We start from the raw sequence: 18,339 nt of genomic DNA on the forward strand, positions 1-18,339 counted from the left end.
CAACCTTACAACGGAATATTGTCATGTTTCTTCCAAGGGTTTTCGAGACTTTTGTTCCGCAATTTCCGTAGGCCCAAGGCGATCCGTTTCCTTGTGGAATGTGGGTAGATAACCTCATCGATGAAACCCTTGCTCGCTGCCACGAATGGGTTGGCGAAGCGGTCTTCATATTCTGCGGTTTTCACAGCTTGTTCTTCGGCCGACAGCCCGCGGAAGATGATCTCCACCGCGCCTTTCGCCCCCATCACCGCGATTTCTGCTGTGGGCCATGCGTAGTTGAGGTCGCCGCGTAGATGCTTAGATGCCATCACGTCATAGGCACCACCATAAGCCTTTCGGGTAATGATGGTAATTTTGGGCACAGTCGCCTCGGCATAAGCGAACAGCAACTTTGCGCCGTGCTTGATGATCCCACCATATTCCTGGGCCGTGCCGGGCAAGAAGCCGGGAACATCGACGAAGCTAACGATCGGAATGTCAAACGCATCGCAGAAGCGGACAAAACGCGCGGCTTTTTTGGAACTGTTGATGTCCAGCACGCCGGCCAACACCATCGGCTGATTGGCGACGATGCCCACGGTGCGACCCTCAATACGGCCAAAGCCGATGATGATGTTCGCGGCATGGGTGGGCTGGACTTCAAAGAAATCCGCCTCATCGACCGTTTTACGGATCAGCTCATGCATATCATAAGGCTGGTTTGCGCTGGGTGGGATCAAAGTGTCGAGACTTGGTTCAATCCGGTCCCATGCGTCCTCGGTCGGACGCTCTGGAACGCCAGTGCGGTTATTCTCGGGCAGATAGTCAAAGAAATCGCGGACCGACAGCAATGCCTCAATATCATTCTCGAACGCATTGTCGGCCACGCCCGACTTGGTGGTATGCGAAATGGCGCCGCCCAATTCTTCTTGTGTTACAACTTCATTGGTCACGGTCTTCACGACATCGGGACCTGTGACGAACATATAAGACGAATCCTTCACCATGAAGATGAAGTCGGTAATTGCCGGCGAATATACCGCGCCTCCAGCACATGGGCCCATGATCAGCGAAATCTGCGGTACGACACCGCTGGCCAAGACATTGCGTTGAAAGACCTCGGCATAGCCGCCAAGGCTCGCCACGCCTTCCTGAATGCGCGCGCCACCACTGTCGTTCAGGCCGATGACGGGTGCGCCAACTTTCATGGCATTGTCCATGACCTTGCAAATCTTCATGGCGTGCGCTTCGGACAATGACCCGCCGAATACGGTAAAGTCCTGACTGTAGAAATAGACCAGTCGGCCATTAATCGTACCGCTTCCGGTGACAACGCCATCGCCCGGTATCTTTTGTTCCGCCATCCCGAAATCGGTGCAATTATGCGTAACATAAGCGTCGAGTTCTTCGAAGCTGCCTTCATCAAGTAAGATATCAAGCCGTTCGCGCGCGGTCAGGCGTCCCTTGGCGTGCTGCGCATCGATGCGCTTTTGCCCGCCCCCCATTTTCGACGCCGCGCGGCGTGCTTCCAGTTCAGCAATATTGGCCGACATGGCAATCCCCATAAGCATTTTTGTTGCCCAAAGCCTTGGCATCCTGTCGCAGCAATTGCAAATTAATCGTGTGATTAAATTCTGTTTAACCTGCGATGGATTCCAGGCTGCAAAAAACCAAAAAGCGGGCTATAGGGCCGCATCATGGACGAACATCATCCCATTAAAGTCGCGGCACTCTATCGCTTTGTCGCATTTGACGCGCCAGAGGATCTGCAGCCAAGGATTCAGGCGCAATGCGCAGCCGGCGGTATCAAGGGCACGATATTACTCGCGCATGAGGGCATCAACGGAACAGTGGCGGGTGTGCCTGCCGCGATCGACGCCTTGATAGCATTTTTGCGCGGCATTCCCGGGTGCGCCGAACTCGATGTGAAATATTCACATGCCACGGAAATGCCCTTTTACCGTATGAAAGTCCGTCTCAAAAAAGAGATTGTGACGCTTGGCGTGGAGGGTATCGACCCAAAGCGTGAGGTAGGGACTTATGTGCAGCCGGAGGATTGGAACGCGCTGATTTCCGATCCTGACACAGTGTTAATCGACACACGCAATGATTATGAAGTGGCGATTGGCACTTTCGAAGGTGCGGTTGACCCACGGACCAAGTCCTTCAGCGAATTTCCCGATTGGTTTCGCGCCCATCGGGCGGAGCTTGCTTCAGGCAAAACAAAATTTGCAATGTTCTGCACAGGCGGGATCCGTTGTGAGAAATCGACCGCCTTCTTAAAGGCAGAAGGTATAGAAGAGGTCTATCATCTGGAAGGCGGCATATTGCGCTATCTGGAGAATATCCCAGAAGCCCAGAGCAAATGGCAGGGTGAATGCTTCGTATTCGACGAACGCGTATCAGTGACGCATGGCTTGGCGCTTGGCGAAATGGAGCTTTGCCACGCCTGCCGCCGCCCAATATCACAAGCGGACAAGGCATCCGCCCATTTCGTCGAAGGCGTATCCTGCCCGGCTTGTTATGGCGAGCGCACTGACGATGACCGCGCCCGCTTCGCCGAACGGCAAAAGCAGATTGCCTTAGCGAAGAAGCGTGGCAAGCAGCATATTGGTGTCAATCCACGGGATGATGGCTAGTTTTTGCTTTAGCCGCTGCCAGAGATAAATGACCGCCCTGCCTATCCTCTACAGCTTTCGCCGCTGCCCTTATGCCATGCGCGCACGGATGGCTGTCGCCGTAAGCGGCGTGTCCGTTGAGCTGCGTGAGGTCGTGTTGCGTGACAAGCCTTCTGAAATGCTCGAGGCCTCACCCAAGGGTACAGTGCCTGTTCTGGTGCAACCCGATGGCAGGGTGTTGGAGGAAAGCCTCGATATCATGCGCTGGGCGCTCTCTCAGGGCGATCCAGAAGGCTGGCTAGGGCATCATGACCAAAATCTTGTTTCGGCGTCTGACGGCCCGTTTAAACAAGCCCTGGACCGGTATAAATATCCGCATCGTTATGATTTAACCGATGGCAACGCACATCGCGACGCCGCCTTGGGCCATCTTGGTGCTCTGAACGATTTATTGGCCGCCGCACCCTATCTCGCCGGCGCAAGGCCAGCTTTCACTGATATCGCGCTGTTTCCCTTTGTTCGGCAATTTGCCGCAACCGATGCGGCATGGTTTGCTGATTTGCCTCTGCCCGGGCTGCAACGTTGGCTTTCCGCGCTTGTAGGAAGCGACCTTTTTGCGGCGATCATGCTCCGCTATCCGCAATGGAAAGCGGGCGATGCACCCGTTCCCTTTCCCTGATTATTTCATCAACACCAATTCTTCGGACATGCTGGGGTGCAAAGCAACGGTATCGTCAAAATCCTGCTTGGTCAGCTTTGCTTTAACCGCAATCGCCGCCGCTTGAAGAATTTCGCCGCTGTCAGGGCCGATCAAGTGAAGACCGACAACTTGCTCATTTGGACCTGCCACAATCATTTTATACAAAGCGCGTTCATTGCGGTCGGCCAACACGTTTTTCATGGCACGGAAGTCGCTTTTGTATACCTTAATGTCCCCAAACTGCGCACGCGCCTCGGTCTCGGTGAGGCCGACGCTGGCAATCGGCGGATTGCTGAACACCGCTGTTGGAATGCAGTCATAATTGACGGTGCGCGGATTGTTCCCAAACACGCTGTCGGCAAAGGCATGGCCTTCACGAATAGCAATCGGCGTCAGTTGCACGCGGTTGGTGACGTCGCCCACGGCATAAATGCTGGGAATATTGGTACGACTGTCATCGCCGACCTGCACCGATCCGTCTTTGCCAAGGTCAATGCCGACCTTTTCTAAGCCAAGCCCAATGGTGTGCGGTGTACGCCCAATGGCCCATAACAACAAATCGGTCTCTATCGTGTCACCATTATTGCCTTCAATCAAAAGGGTGCCGTCATCTTGCTTGGTCACCGATTTAATGCTGAAATGGAAACATATATCGATCCCTTTTTGGCGGCTCAGATCGACCAACCTGTCGACTATCTCCTCATCATAGCCGCGCAAGATACGGTCGCCATGGGTAACAAGCTTAACATCAACACCCAATTCGTTGAAAATACCTGCAAATTCATTTGCGATATAACCGCCACCCGCAATCACCGCGCGCTTGGGAAGTTCAGGCAGGCTAAAAACCTCGTTCGACGTGATCCCATGCCCTGCCCCCGGAATTTCAGGGACGGATGGCCAAGCGCCGGTGGCAATCAAGATATGCGCAGCTTTAATATCCCGCCCGCTGGAAAGTTGGACGCTGTTTGGCCCAGTCACTACCGCGCGTTCGCGAAAAACCTCGACTTTGTTATTGCCCAATGTCTGGCCATAGAGCCCTTCCAAGCGGTTGACTTCGGCAGCAACATTGTCGCGCAAGACGCTCCAGTTGAATGTCGCGCCTTCGGTGCTCCAGCCAAAACGTTGTGCATCATGCAGATCTTCGGCGAAATGTGACCCATAAACCAACAACTTCTTTGGGACGCAGCCACGGATGACGCAGGTGCCGCCAACCCGATGCTCCTCCGCTACCGCGACACGCGCGCCATGCGATGCAGCTATGCGTGAGGCACGGACGCCACCGGAGCCGGCGCCAATGACAAAGAGGTCATAATCAAAATCAGCCATAAATCATTCTTTCCTGTTTCCCCGCGATATGGGGATAGGTGCATATATTTACCAACGGGAATTCTTAGCCCGCGTAATCGAACAAATGCCGATAGCTCAAATATCGCCAAGCGCTGCTGCAATCAGCGCAGTGGTAGACGGGTCAAAACCGCTTGGGCCATTGTCACTAATGCTTTTTGCGATTTGCTTGCCGAGCTCAACGCCGAATTGGTCAAATGGGTTAATCCCCAACAAAGCCGCATTCACGAACGTCCGATGCTCGAAAAAGGCAATCAACCCGCCGACGGCTGACGGTGTAACGTCATCCAGTAATATCGTCGTAGATGGACGATTGCCTTCATAATTGCGGGCCAAATCATCTGATTGTTGCCCCGCCATCAGGGCCGCACCTTGGGCAAAGCAATTAACCAGCAAGGTTTCATGATGCGCCGTATCAAAATCATGCCCCGGCGTTTTGCTGGCGATGAACTCGACGGGGATCAGGTGCGTACCTTGATGCAGCAATTGGAATACCGCATGCTGTGCATCGGTGCCCACCCCGCCCCATGTCACAGGCGCGCTATTGCGTCCCAGTGGCGCGCCTTCGGCGGTCACCGACTTGCCATTTGATTCCATCTCCAATTGCTGAAGATAATCCGGCAACAAGCGCAAACGCTCGTCATAGGCAAATACCGCGCGCGTTTGACACGCCTTGGTTTGGGCGTAATATAAATCCGCAAATGCCGCCAATGTCGGGGCATTTTCCATAATGGGTGCATCGCGAAAATGCGCATCCATAGCGGCGGCGCCATCCAACAGTTCCTGATATGCCGCCCAACCAAGACCAAGTGCCACCGGAAAGCCTATCGAGCACCATAAGGAATAGCGTCCGCCAACCGATTCATTGAACGGCAAGATACGACTTTCGTCTATGCCCCATTCAATGGCTTTGTCAGGATAGGCCGTCAGCGCCACAAACTGCGCATAAGGGTCGGTAACGCCGCCCTCGTGCATCCATTCCATGGCGCTGGTCGCGTTCAGCAAGGTTTCGGTAGTAGTAAAGGTTTTGGACGCAACGGCGACAATCGTCTTGTGCGGATCCATGTCCTTCACCGCCTCGGTCAAGGCGGCACCGTCAATATTGGATACGACTTTGACGTCATAACGTGCGCCATCGCGGCCAAGCGCATCGATGATCAGCTTTGGGCCAAGTGCAGAGCCACCAATGCCGATATGCAATATATGGCGGATATCGCCCATCAGGCCTGCGTCAATGGCCTCAACCAACCCGCGCATCCGTTGCTGAAGCGCATGGGCATAAGCAACCGAATCTGCATCGCCCGTGCCACGCTCGGCGCTATGCTCTGCTGCCCGGCCTTCGGTGACATTGATGGCGGCACCTGAAAACAAAGCGGCCTTGGCGCTATCAAGCTGCATATCCTTAGCGAGCTTAACAAAATGCCCTAACGCCGCATCATCTAGATGGGTTTTCGACAGGTCAAACCGAAGGCCCATATGCTCTATGGTCATTTTGCCCACGCGATTTGAGTCAGACGCAAACAAGTCAACAAGCGATTGCGGCTTATGCTGTTCAAGCGCAGTCCATAGATTATCGGTCATTTTAATTCTCTTGATTAAGGGCGTTGCAACGCCGCGTGAATCTCGGCGCTGGCAAATAACGCGCCTTGACGGTAAAAGGCCAGCCAATCCGTCAGCCGACGTCATTATTTTGCGAGATTTTGTGACATCAACACCCGAAAAGCCAGTCGATTCATCTGCACCTGCGCCTGCGCCGTCTGAATGGCGCGAATATGGCGGCTTCTTGCTGAAGCTTGCATTGTTCGTTTTCATCCTGCGCAGCTTCATCGTCTCGCCGTTCAACATCCCATCGGAATCGATGCAACCGCGCTTGCTCATTGGCGATTATCTGCTCGTGGCGAAATGGCCTTATGGCTATTCCAAGAATAGCGTAGCTTTCTCGCTACCGATTATCCCCGGACGGGTTTTCGAGAGCCAACCAGCGCGCGGCGATGTTGTCGTGTTCAAGGCACCGATGTCGAACGGCGCGGATTATATAAAGCGCGTCATTGGCCTACCCGGTGATGTCGTTCAAATGCGTAATGGCATCCTCGAAATTAACGGCGTCGCGGTTAAGAAGGAACGGATTGCAGACCTTATCATTCCCGTCACCCAAAACATGCGGGATGCTGCGGAGGTTGACCGTAACCCATTCCCTTGCTGGCGTCCCGATATGGAGGAGCCTGCGGCTGACGGCGGCACGCAATGTCGCTACCCCCGTTTTCGCGAAACTTTACCCGAAGGCAGAAGCTATGAAATTCTCGATCTTGCGGACGGTCTAGAGGGCGACAACACGAAAGCTTTTGTTGTGGGTGAAGGCGATATTTTCTTGATGGGCGATAACCGCGACCGAAGCGCGGATAGCAGATGGTCACCTATCGAAAAACCCGGCGCTATTGGGATGGTACCGCAAGAGAATCTCGTGGGGCGTGCGTTGGTATCGGTCTTCTCCACGGATGGATCGTCGCATTGGTTGCTGCCCTGGACCTGGTTCACGGCCACGCGCGCCGAACGCATTGGACAAGGGTTTTGACCAGCGACGAACAAACGGCTTGGTTGACGGAGCTACTTCCGCAGCCGCCCAAGGATATGGCGCTGTATCAACGCGCACTTACGCACGGCAGTACGGGGCAACCGGACTATCAACGGCTTGAATTTCTCGGTGACCGCATCTTGGGGCTGATCATCGCCGATATGCTCTATCATCGGTATAAAGATGAAGCCGAAGGTCGCCTGTCACATCGCTTGAATGCACTTGTGTCCGGCGTAACCTGCGCTGACATCGCGCGACAAATTGGTCTTCCCCCATTTGTCCGGCTCGGTAAGCAAGCCCGTGATGATGGTGCGCAACAAAGCGATAATGTGTTGGGTGACGTCATGGAGGCCATTATTGGCGCTCTGTATCTCGAATATGGCCTACTCGACACCCGCGATCTTGTAGAACGGCTCTGGAGGCCACTTCTTGAATCCGCAAACGTCGCCCCCAAACATCCCAAATCCGAGCTCCAAGAATGGTGCGCCGCCCATGGACGCAAAGTTCCCGAATATGTCATCACCAAAAAAGAAGGCCCTCCCCACGCCATGAGATTTGAAATCACCGTCACCGTAAAAGGCTTTGCGCCAGTTTCCGCGACCGCCAACAGCAAACAGGCCGCTGAAACAGCCGCAGCGCTTGCGTTTTTGGAAGCCAACGCATGACCAAAAGATGCGGACATGTCGCCATTATCGGCGCGCCAAATGCGGGTAAGTCAACTTTAGTCAATGCTCTGGTCGGGCAGAAAGTTGCCATCGTTAGCCCCAAGGCACAAACCACGCGCACACGCATGTTGGGCGTGGCTTTGGCCGGTGAAACGCAGATCATCCTTGTCGACACACCTGGGATTTTTGCGGCGCAACGCCGTTTTGACCGCGCAATGGTGGCGGCAGCTTGGGACGGTGCCGGCGATGCCGACATGATTGCATTGATCGTCGATGGCCGCGCAGGCGCCGGACCAAAGGTTGAGAAAATACTCGATAGCCTAAAAGATCGCCCTGAACGCAAATGGCTTGTGCTCAACAAGGTTGATATTGCGGCGAAGGACAAATTGCTCGCCCTCACCACAAAACTGACCGACAAATGTGCGTTTGAGCAGATATACTATATCAGCGCCGCGACAGGCGACGGTTTGGAAGAGTTCAAAACTGCCCTTGCCGATAACATGCCTGAGGGCGAGTGGCACTTTCCGGAGGATCAGGTGTCTGACGCAACTGAACGCCTGATCGCGTCAGAAATAACACGCGAACAACTCTATCTGCAGCTGCATGAGGAGTTGCCTTATGCCAGTGCCGTTGAGACCGAAAAATATAGCGAACGCGAAGATGGATCGTTAGAAATCCACCAGCAAATTTTAGTCGCGCGCCCCACACAGCGCGCCATAGTACTGGGCAAAGGCGGCACGCGGATTAAGGCTATTGGAGAGGCTGCACGTCTCGAACTGGCCAAGCTCATGGGCGTTAAGGTTCATCTCTATCTGCATGTCAAAGTCCATGCCAAATGGGACGAGGACCGCAGCCTGTATCGCGATATTGGCCTGGAATGGGTCGAATAGCCGCGGTCTAGATTTTTTCCATCGCAACGACGCCCCAGCGCAGGCTGGGGCGTCGGTTAGCTTTATTTTGTTGTTTTCGTCTTGGCTTTCGCAGCTGGTTTAACCTTCACAGATACCTTTTTCGGCGCAGCCTTCTTCTTAGGTGCAGCTTTTTTCTTAACCTTGCCCTTGGGCGGCATCGCGGCGCGGGCATCAATTAACTGGGCGGCTTCTTCAAGCGTTAGCTCGTTAGGGGAGATGGACTTCGGTAAGGTCGCATTAGTCGTTCCGTCGGTCACATAGGGACCAAAGCGCCCTTCCATCAGTTTAATTTCTGCTTCCGTCCGTGGATGCTTGCCAAGCTCCTTTAAAGGCGCGCGCGCAGCACCTCTGCCACGGCCTGGGTTGGCCAATGCTTCTGCCAACTTCACAACCGCGCTGTTCATGCCGGTTTCGAAAACCTCGTTCGTTGACTGCAACCGGGCGTATTTGCCGTTATGCGCCAAATATGGTCCATAACGCCCAATGCTTGCCGTGACTGGTTCGCCGCTCTCGGGATGGATGCCTACGGTGCGCGGCAAGGAAAGCAATTTTATCGCCCATTCAAGGCCGATATCCTCAGCAGGGATATCCTTGGGAATAGAAGCGCGTTTAACGTCGGCGCCCTCGCCCATTTCGAAATAAGGGCCGAAGCGCCCCGACTTTCGGCTGACTTCTGATTGCGTTTCGGGATGTTGGCCAAGCACTTCTGGGCCGGTATCTTCCCCACTCTCGCCGCCGGGCTGCGCAAATTTGCGGGTATATTTGCAATCGGGATAGTTGGAACAGGCCACAAAGGCGCCGAACTTTCCGCCACGCAGGGCCAGCCTGCCTTCACCACATTTGGGGCAAAGGCGTGGGTCGGTGCCATCTTCGCGTTCTGGAAATAGATAAGGTGACAAGAATATATCAAGCTCGGCCGTTACCTCAGACGGTTTCTGCTCCATAACCTCAACGGTCTTTGGTTTGAAATCGCGCCAGAATGACTCAAGAAAGGACTGCCAATCGGCACGGCCACCGCTGATTTCATCCAATTGGTCTTCAAGCCCAGCGGTATAATCATAAGCGACATAACGTTCAAAAAAGCGTTCTAGAAATGCTGTCAGAAGTCGTCCGGATTCCTCTGCAAAGAAACGATTTTTTTCCACACGGACATAGGCGCGATCTTTCAAAACCTGAATAGTCGATGCATATGTCGATGGACGACCAATGCCTAACTCTTCCAAGCGCTTGACCAATGTCGCTTCCGAAAAACGCGGCGGTGGTTGTGTAAAGTGCTGGTTCTTTTCGGCAGCATGCTTAGCTGGCGTGTCACCAACGGCCAAAGCTGGTAAGATTGCGCCATCTTCGCCATCGCTATCATCCAGGCCTTCTTCGTATACCGCAAGAAAACCAGGGAATTTCATAACTTGCCCTGTTGCGCGCAGGCCAGTCTGTCCGGTGCCGTCGAGCAGATCGACAGTTGTGCGCTCCATGCGGGCAGATGCCATTTGGCTGGCCATCGCGCGCTTGAAAATCAGGTCATACAAGCGGCCATGGTCACCTGAACCTGCCTTGTCCCTGCTAAAATCGGTTGGGCGGATCGCCTCATGCGCCTCTTGCGCGTTCTTTGCCTTGCTCTGATAGACGCGCGGCTTCTCAGGCAAATAGCCATTGTCGAACCGATCCGATATGGATTTGCGCGCAGCAGCAATTGCGCTGTGGTCCATTTGCACACCATCAGTTCGCATATAAGTTATTGCGCCATCCTCATATAAGACCTGCGCAACACGCATTGTGTGGCTGGCGGAAAAGCCGAGTTTACGCGCAGCTTCTTGTTGCAAGGTTGAGGTTGTAAAAGGTGGCTGTGGGTTGCGCGTTACTGGCTTAGTCTCAACAGTTTCGACGGTGAATTTTCCTGTCTCAACCGCAAGGCGCGCTTGCTCAGATTCTGCCTCGGTTTTCAGGTCCATCTTGTCGAGTTTCTTGCCAAGATATTGGATCAAGCGGGCATCAAATTTTTGCCCCTTATGTTCCATTCCGGCCTTCACGGACCAATATTCTTGTGCGCGGAACGCTTCGATTTCGCGTTCGCGTTCAACAATCAAGCGCAGGGCAACGGATTGCACACGGCCAGCAGATTTTGCGCCTGGTAACTTCCGCCACAGCACGGGCGACAAGGTGAAACCGACCAGATAATCCAGCGCGCGCCGGGCGCGATACGCGTCAATCAGGTCGACATCCAAAGCGCGTGGCTGCTTCATCGCATCGGTTACGGCCTGTTTCGTAATAGCGTTGAATGTTACGCGCCCAACCTTGGCCGGCAGCGCCTTCTTCTTTGCCAGCACTTCTTGCACATGCCAGCTAATCGCTTCACCTTCCCGATCAGGGTCGGTCGCGAGGATCAAGCCATCGGCCTTTTTGGCTTCGTCAGTAATCGCTTTTAGCTGCTTTGCCTTATCGGCATAATTATCCCACAGCATTTCAAAGCCATTATCTGGATCAACCGAACCGTCCTTGGGCGGCAAATCCCGAATGTGTCCATATGATGCCAACACCTTGAAACCGGGGCCCAGATATTTCTCGATTGTCTTGGCTTTTGCAGGTGATTCTACGATAACTAATTGCATGATAATTTGTGCTTTTCTAATATCTCTCGCGTACGCGTATAGGCTGACGGGGTATAATCGTCCTCGTCAAGACGAAAAATGTGCGCGTTTTTTATGTCGCCAAACGGACCTTCCCACCTGCGCCGCGTTCCAGTTTACCAGCCAATTCGATTTCAAGTAACACCATCTGAACGGTGGCTTGACTGCTTCCAGACTGCCGCACCAATTCATCTACCGAAACATAAGTCATGCCCATCAGATTGGTGACGGCGTTGCGTTCGGTTTGGCTGCTGTCATCAGCCATTAGGGGAATAGACGGCTTGAGCTGAACCGGAGGCACAAGCATGCGGCTATCCAACGGAGAGATAAGCTCGGCAATCTCCGATGCGTTCTGGACCAACGTGGCACCTTCACGGATAAGCTGGTTGCAACCCCGCGACCGGGGATCTAGCGGTGAGCCGGGAATAGCCATAACCTCACGTCCCGCTTCCGCCGCAAGGCGCGCGGTAATGAGTGATCCTGACTTTGGCGCAGCTTCAATAACCACGGTACCTGCCGTAGCACCAGCGATGATACGGTTACGATATGGGAAATGCCTTGCGCGTGGTTCGGTGCCTGGTGGTTGTTCAGCAATCAAAAGCCCGCGCTCGGAAATAGCCTCCTGAAGTAAACGATTTTCGGGAGGGTAAACTACGTCGATACACCCAGCGATAACCGCGACTGTTCCGTTTTCGATGGAACCCGCATGCGCGGCCGTATCAATCCCGCGCGCCAGACCCGACACAACAGACAATCCCATTTGACCGAGTTCGAACGCCAACTGCCGTGCAAATTGACAGGCGCCCGCCGATGCATTTCGCGCGCCGACGAGGGCAATAGCGGGCCGCGCCAACAAACCAAGATTGCCCTTTACGCAGATAACGGGTGGGGCATTGTCCATATGCGACAGCAAATAAGGATAGTCCGCATCGTCGATGAAAACATGACGCGCACCAAAAGCTTGAACGAACTGAAACTCTCGCGCAATGCCTGCCTCATTGGCGAGCAACACCTGTTTTCCACCGCCGCGACTTATGAGATCAGGTAAAGCCTCAAGCGCGGCCCGTGCGCTGCCAAAACGCGCCATAAGTTGACGGTAGCTGACTGGGCCGATGTTGGGGGAACGGATCAGGCGAAGCTGATCAAATTGCGTTTGGCTGTTCCCCATTGGCAAGATCAACTTTTGCTTTTGCCAATTCGGGGTTCAGTGCCGTCTATGAGGTTTTCGATATTGGCTCTATGTTTCCAAAAGACGAGCAATGTGCATGCCGTAAGCAACGCGACAAGTTCATAATATCCGAAAATGGCGGCAGCTAAGGGCGCACTTAGGGCGGCGACCAAGCCGGACAGCGAAGATATTCGTGATATCAGCATTACCCCGATCCAAGCGGCCGCGTAAATCAAACCGCCCTGCCAAAACAGGCCAAACATGATACCTGCATAGGTTGCCACGCCCTTGCCGCCTTTGAATTGGAGCCAGGCTGGAAAAAGATGGCCTAAAAATGCTCCTGTTGCAGCAAGAATCTCACCGCCGGGAAGGTAACGTGCGGCCAGCCAGACGGCAAAAAAACCTTTCAGAAGGTCAAGCAGCAATGTCAGCGCAGCGAGACCTTTACGTCCTGTGCGTAACACATTCGTCGCGCCAATATTGCCGGATCCAATAGACCTTATATCGCCGCCGCCAGCGAAACGCGTGAGCAACAAGCCGAAGGGGACGGAGCCAAGCGCATAACCAAGCAACAACCCCGCAATCATGTTGAACCAAAGATCACTCACCACACGAATCCCCCCTAAATATCTGTATTGTGTAGCTGTTTTGTTCCGTACGCTCAAGCTAGTCTGCTTATCAGCTAAGCCGCTGACGTTATTTTCTTTAGGGCTCAATCACTGTAAGCGAAAATATCGCAATTGCGGAACCGGATTGACGCTTATTGCAAGTCGTTCGCGCTGGATTTTTGCCTTTTCCGCGATTATTGGGCGTCAACATATCGCATTGACGGTACCAAGTCGGGGTTAATATCCGTGAATTATAACGCTGTTTTTGAAAAGGCAATTGATCGGCTTCATGCTGAGGGCCGCTATCGCGTATTCATCGATATCCTTCGGAACAAGGGTAATTATCCCAGTGCACGCTGCTTTGCCGGACATAATGGCCCAAAGGACATCACAGTTTGGTGCTCTAACGACTATTTGTGCATGGGGCAGCATCCCGACGTCATCAGTGCGATGGAAAACGCGTTGCATGATGTGGGCGCCGGATCAGGCGGAACACGCAACATTGGTGGCAACACCCATTATCATGTCGAGCTTGAGCAGGAACTTGCGGACTTGCATGGCAAAGATGGCGCATTGCTGTTTACGTCAGGCTATGTCTCGAACGACGCGACTTTGTCGACGCTCGCGAAAGTGCTGCCCGGCTGCATCATTTATTCGGATGAATTGAACCACGCGTCGATGATAGCTGGCATTCGCAATGCAGGATGCGAAAAGCGCGTTTGGCGGCACAACGACCTTGCACATCTCGAAGAATTACTTGCGGCTGATGATCCAGAAGCACCGAAGTTGATTGCCTTTGAAAGCGTCTATTCAATGGATGGCGACGTCGCGCCCATTGGTGCGGTTTGCGATCTAGCCGACAAATATAACGCCCTCACTTATTGCGATGAAGTGCACGCCGTAGGCATGTATGGCGCACGTGGCGGTGGTATTTCGGAACGTGATGCCGTGGCGGACCGTGTAACCATAATCGAAGGCACACTTGGCAAGGCCTTCGGCGTCATGGGCGGTTATATTGCAGCGGACCAGAACATTATTGATGTAATCCGTTCTTATGCACCGGGCTTCATTTTCACGACATCCTTGTCGCCAGTTTTGGTTGCAGGCGTATTGGCTGCTGTGCGTCATTTGAAAGCATCCAGCGTGGAGCGTGATGCGCAGCAAGCGAATGCTGCGATGTTGAAAAAGCTGTTTGCCGAAGCTGGCCTGCCTGTAATGTTAAGCAACACGCATATCGTGCCGTTGATGGTGGGCGATCCTGTTAAGGCCAAAAAGATCAGCGATATATTGCTCGCCGAATATGGCGTATATGTGCAGCCGATCAATTATCCAACGGTGCCACGTGGCACTGAACGGTTGCGTTTTACGCCCGGCCCCCAACATGATGAGGGCATGATGCGGAATTTAACGTCGGCTTTGGTGGAAATCTGGGGCCGTATGGAAATGGCTGTCGCTCAGGCGGCCTGAGCAAGCAACTTCACGAACAGTTCTCGGTCCACGTTTCCGCCTGATAAGGTTACAGCGGTAACAGCTTTGGTTTGAACCTTACCGGCAAGCACAGCAGCCAGCGCAACAGCGCCGCCCGGTTCCGCCACGAGGTGCAACTTTTCAAACACTACGCGCATCGCGGCAGCCACTTCGTCGGTCGTCACAGAAACACCCTGAGACACGCGGCGGCGCAAAATATCAAAATTCACGGGATAAGTTTGCGGTGTCTGTAATGCATCGCAATAAGTCGGGTATGTGAGGTCTTTGACAGGCAAAATTTCACCTGCGTCGAGTGAGCGAATGATATCGTCCCAGCCTTCAGGCTCAACAATAGCGATTTCTGCATCCGGACATGCCAACGCTAGGCCAGATGCTAAGCCACCCCCGCCACAGCAGGAAACAATCATATCTGCCCCAGAAAAGCCGAGATCTTGAAGTTGCTGTTTGATTTCAATGCCAACGGTCCCCTGCCCTTCAATGACCCACGGATCACCAAAGGCGTGCACTAAGGTCGCGCCGCTTTGCGCGATTAACCCGGCGGCAACTTCTTCACGCGATTCCGTAGCGCGGTCGTAGAGAACTACTTCTGCCCCAAGTGCTTTTGTCGCCTCTAGTTTCATGCGCGGCGCATTGGATGGCATTACTATAGTAGCGGATATCCCAAGCCTCTTGGCCGCCCAAGCAACGCCTTGGGCATGGTTTCCACTAGAAACCCCAACAACACCGCGCGCGCGTTCCTCTTTGCTCAGGTCGGACAGGCGATGCCACGCACCGCGTATCTTAAAGGCACCGATGGGCTGAAGCATTTCAGCCTTGCACCAGATGGTTACGCCATCCACCTCAAGCGGCAGCAACGGTGTTTTTGGCAAAATTTCAGCAATTTTGGCCATCGCCCTTAGTACGCCCTCGTGCGTTGGTATTTGGTGGGCCGCAGCCAATTCTTGTCCTGTCATAAAACCCCCCTATATGCGTGCGCTGAACGAATCTCTGATAAGAGGAAACTGAAGATGAGCAAGATATTGGTAATTGGCGCAGGCGGCGTCGGTTCGGTTGCAGTCCACAAAATGGCCATGAATGCGGATATCTTTAGCCATATCAGCCTCGCAAGCCGCACAAAGTCAAAATGCGATGCGATTGCTACATCGGTCAAAGAACGGACAGGCGTCGATATCGACACATATGGTCTAGATGCGGATAATGTGCCTGCGACCACGGCTTTGCTTAACCAGATCAAGCCAAGTCTCGTGGTGAACCTTGCATTGCCTTACCAAGACCTCAACATCATGGACGCGTGTCTGGCGGCTGGTGTGCATTATATGGACACCGCAAATTATGAGCCATTGGATGTCGCGAAGTTTGAATATCATTGGCAGTGGGCTTATCAGGATCGCTACAAGGACGCGGGGCTTATAGCGTTGCTCGGTTCAGGTTTTGACCCCGGCGTCACCAGCGTGTTCACGACATACCTGAAGAAGCATTATTTCGACCGCATCGACACGCTCGACATATTGGATTGCAATGGCGGCGATCATGGCCAAGCCTTTGCCACCAACTTCAACCCCGAAATCAACATCCGTGAAGTCACCGCCGTCGCGCGGCATTGGGAAAATGGCGATTGGGTCGAAACGCCGGCGATGTCAGTCAAGCAAAGTTTCGACTTTGAAGCCGTTGGCCCCAAGAATATGTATCTGATGTATCATGAGGAAATCGAAAGCCTCAAAACCCATTTGCCTGAGATCAAACGCATCCGTTTCTGGATGACCTTTGGCGATGCGTATATCACGCATCTCAACGTGCTTCAGGCGGTCGGTATGACGCGGATTGACCCAGTGAACTATGAAGGCAAGGAAATCATCCCTCTTCAGTTCTTAAAGGCTGTATTGCCTGAGCCTGCCTCGCTTGGGCCCACGACTAAGGGAAAGACCAACATTGGATGCATCGCCACTGGCCTTGGCAAAGATGGCAAAGAAAAGACACTCTACATCTATAATATTTGCGATCATGAGGACGCCTATGCCGAAACCGGCAACCAAGCCGTCAGCTACACCACCGGCGTTCCGGCAATGATTGGCGCTGCTATGTTGGTCACTGGCCAATGGTCTGGCGCTGGCGTGTGGAATATTGAACAATTTGATCCCGACCCGTTCATGGATATGCTCAATGCGCATGGCCTCCCGTGGCAGGTCAAGGAACTGGACGGGCCTTTGTCGTTTTGATTTCCCTCGTCGCACCAGCGAAGGCTGGGACCCATTACGTCCTTAGGCGATGCTCAGCGCAGGATGGATAAGCGAAATAGGCACCAGCCTCCGCTGGTGCGACAAACCATTTGTTAGGTGAATGATAACATGGAAACCAGAGCTGGCGATCCCGGGGCATTTGCCCATTTTGACCTTCACCGCGTGCCATCGCCTGCCTTTGTGGTGGATGAGGTGGCGTTGCGTCGCAACCTAGCCATTTTGGCAGACATTAAACAGCGATCTGGTGCCAAGATTTTATGTGCGATGAAGGCTTTCTCGATGTGGAAAGTCGCGCCTGTCATTGGTGAGTATCTGGATGGCGTGTGCAGTTCGGGGCTGTGGGAATCGCGCCTTGCCCGCGATTATTACAAGGGTGAAATCGCAACCTATTGCGCTGGTTATAAAGAAGTCGACATGGCAGAGATCGTCGACATTTCTGACCATGTCATTTTCAACAGCCCATCACAACATCGCCGTTTTGCATCGTTCCTGAATGACAGCGTAGATGTAGGAATTCGTATCAATCCCGAACACGCCGAGGGCGAAGTTGCGAAGTACGATCCCTGCTCACCTGGATCGCGACTTGGGTTTCCAATTAGCCAGTTGAAAGCAGAGCATCTCGAGGGGGTTGCAGGTCTCCACTTCCACACGCTTTGTGAACAGGATTTCGAACCGCTCAAACGCACGTGGGAGGCTTTGAAACCTCACATTGCGCCCCATTTTGGGCATCTAAGTTGGCTGAACTTTGGTGGCGGGCACCATATCACCCGCGCGGATTACCAGCGCGATGACCTTGTGGCGTTCATTCAGCAAGTCCGCACTGAAACTGGCCTCGACGTCTATCTTGAACCCGGCGAAGCGATTGCGCTCGATGCAGGGATATTGATCGGCGAGTTACTTGACGTGTTTGAAAACGAGATTCAGGTAGGCATCACTGATATTAGCGCCACCTGTCACATGCCTGACGTTATTGAGGCACCCTATCGCCCAGCGATGCTCAATGAGCTCTCAGAAGGCGCTCCAGTGCGTCTAGGAGGGCCATCCTGTCTAGCCGGGGACATTATAGGCGATTATGTGTTGCCTGTTCCAGCAGAGCCCGGAGCGCGTTTTGCGTTCCTTGATCAAGCACATTATTCCATGGTGAAAACGAACACTTTCAACGGCGTGCCTTTGCCATCGCTATGGCTCTGGAATAGCGATACCGATGCGCTGGAATGCGTGCGTTCATTCGACTGGACCGAATTCCGGGATCGCCTGAGCTAAAAACCAAACGAATCACTTTACAACTTCCCCCGCTTTTCATATTCGGCTCGTCCGCTGCCCCAGGGGGACTTCCAATAACCGCAAGGCAGCCTTGTTGTTTCATGTTATCTTTTGGGGGTCCCTTGAATTGTACGAGAACACTGACGCACTTGCTGTAGTCCG

At 53.5% G+C, this 18,339-nt stretch carries 15 protein-coding genes; 8 read left to right on the plus strand and 7 right to left on the minus strand.

The window, feature by feature from the left end; translation table 11 throughout:
- Positions 1–5: 5 nt before the first annotated feature.
- Positions 6–1,532: an acyl-CoA carboxylase subunit beta gene (locus ACILP4_RS07175; RefSeq protein WP_395620057.1), complete on the minus strand. Its 1,527-nt coding sequence runs from the start codon at positions 1,530–1,532 to the stop codon at positions 6–8.
- 144 nt (positions 1,533–1,676) lie between these two features.
- Here ACILP4_RS07175 and ACILP4_RS07180 point away from each other — a divergent pair, with 144 nt between their 5' ends.
- On the plus strand, positions 1,677–2,618 hold the full coding sequence (locus ACILP4_RS07180; RefSeq protein WP_395620058.1) for a rhodanese-related sulfurtransferase: 942 nt from the start codon (positions 1,677–1,679) through the stop codon (positions 2,616–2,618).
- Positions 2,619–2,646: 28 nt separating this feature from the next.
- Positions 2,647–3,276: a glutathione S-transferase gene (locus ACILP4_RS07185; protein WP_395620059.1), complete on the plus strand. Its 630-nt coding sequence runs from the start codon at positions 2,647–2,649 to the stop codon at positions 3,274–3,276.
- Here ACILP4_RS07185 and gorA read toward each other — a convergent pair whose 3' ends face one another.
- Together gorA and pgi are read right to left on the minus strand one after the other, a co-directional pair.
- Positions 3,277–4,623, minus strand: coding sequence for a glutathione-disulfide reductase (gorA, locus tag ACILP4_RS07190; RefSeq protein ID WP_395620060.1), 1,347 nt, complete (start codon positions 4,621–4,623; stop codon positions 3,277–3,279).
- Positions 4,624–4,719: 96 nt separating this feature from the next.
- Positions 4,720–6,222, minus strand: a complete 1,503-nt coding sequence (gene pgi / locus ACILP4_RS07195; RefSeq protein ID WP_395620061.1) for a glucose-6-phosphate isomerase — start codon at positions 6,220–6,222, stop codon at positions 4,720–4,722.
- A 121-nt stretch (positions 6,223–6,343) separates the two neighbouring features.
- Here pgi and lepB point away from each other — a divergent pair, with 121 nt between their 5' ends.
- The 3 genes from lepB to era are packed head-to-tail and all read left to right on the plus strand — an operon-like array spanning position 6,344 to position 8,768.
- Positions 6,344–7,213, plus strand: coding sequence for a signal peptidase I (lepB, locus tag ACILP4_RS07200; RefSeq protein ID WP_395620062.1), 870 nt, complete (start codon positions 6,344–6,346; stop codon positions 7,211–7,213).
- Positions 7,210–7,878, plus strand: a complete 669-nt coding sequence (gene rnc / locus ACILP4_RS07205; RefSeq protein ID WP_395620063.1) for a ribonuclease III — start codon at positions 7,210–7,212, stop codon at positions 7,876–7,878. Before lepB ends, rnc begins: the two co-directional genes overlap by 4 nt.
- The gene (gene era, locus ACILP4_RS07210; protein WP_395620064.1) at positions 7,875–8,768 is read left to right on the plus strand and encodes a GTPase Era; all 894 of its coding nucleotides are present in this window, start codon (positions 7,875–7,877) and stop codon (positions 8,766–8,768) included. The genes rnc and era overlap by 4 nt, the downstream gene beginning before the upstream one ends.
- A gap of 62 nt (positions 8,769–8,830) precedes the next feature.
- Here the strand turns inward: era and topA are convergent, their stop codons facing one another.
- From topA to plsY, 3 genes are all read right to left on the minus strand, one after another.
- Positions 8,831–11,395: a type I DNA topoisomerase gene (topA, locus tag ACILP4_RS07215; protein WP_395620065.1), complete on the minus strand. Its 2,565-nt coding sequence runs from the start codon at positions 11,393–11,395 to the stop codon at positions 8,831–8,833.
- 91 nt (positions 11,396–11,486) lie between these two features.
- The gene (gene dprA / locus ACILP4_RS07220; protein WP_395620066.1) at positions 11,487–12,581 is read right to left on the minus strand and encodes a DNA-processing protein DprA; all 1,095 of its coding nucleotides are present in this window, start codon (positions 12,579–12,581) and stop codon (positions 11,487–11,489) included.
- An 8-nt stretch (positions 12,582–12,589) separates the two neighbouring features.
- Entirely contained in the window at positions 12,590–13,168 is a 579-nt protein-coding gene (plsY, locus tag ACILP4_RS07225) for a glycerol-3-phosphate 1-O-acyltransferase PlsY (RefSeq protein ID WP_395620071.1), read from the minus strand.
- Between the two features lie 267 nt (positions 13,169–13,435).
- Here plsY and hemA point away from each other — a divergent pair, with 267 nt between their 5' ends.
- The gene (hemA, locus tag ACILP4_RS07230; RefSeq protein WP_395620067.1) at positions 13,436–14,656 is read left to right on the plus strand and encodes a 5-aminolevulinate synthase; all 1,221 of its coding nucleotides are present in this window, start codon (positions 13,436–13,438) and stop codon (positions 14,654–14,656) included.
- Here the strand turns inward: hemA and ACILP4_RS07235 are convergent.
- A complete protein-coding gene (locus ACILP4_RS07235; protein ID WP_395620068.1) occupies positions 14,644–15,630 on the minus strand; it encodes a threonine/serine dehydratase in 987 nt (328 codons plus the stop codon). The genes hemA and ACILP4_RS07235 overlap by 13 nt on opposite strands.
- A gap of 54 nt (positions 15,631–15,684) precedes the next feature.
- Here ACILP4_RS07235 and ACILP4_RS07240 point away from each other — a divergent pair, with 54 nt between their 5' ends.
- Together ACILP4_RS07240 and ACILP4_RS07245 are read left to right on the plus strand one after the other, a co-directional pair.
- Positions 15,685–16,893 carry a saccharopine dehydrogenase family protein gene (locus ACILP4_RS07240; protein WP_395620069.1) on the plus strand — a complete coding sequence of 403 codons (1,209 nt, stop codon included), beginning with the start codon at positions 15,685–15,687 and terminating at the stop codon, positions 16,891–16,893.
- A gap of 129 nt (positions 16,894–17,022) precedes the next feature.
- A complete protein-coding gene (locus ACILP4_RS07245; protein WP_395620070.1) occupies positions 17,023–18,177 on the plus strand; it encodes a carboxynorspermidine decarboxylase in 1,155 nt (384 codons plus the stop codon).
- Positions 18,178–18,339: the final 162 nt, after the last annotated feature.

This window comes from Sphingorhabdus sp., assembly GCF_044239045.1.
Taxonomy (GTDB): Bacteria; Pseudomonadota; Alphaproteobacteria; order Sphingomonadales; family Sphingomonadaceae; genus Sphingorhabdus_B.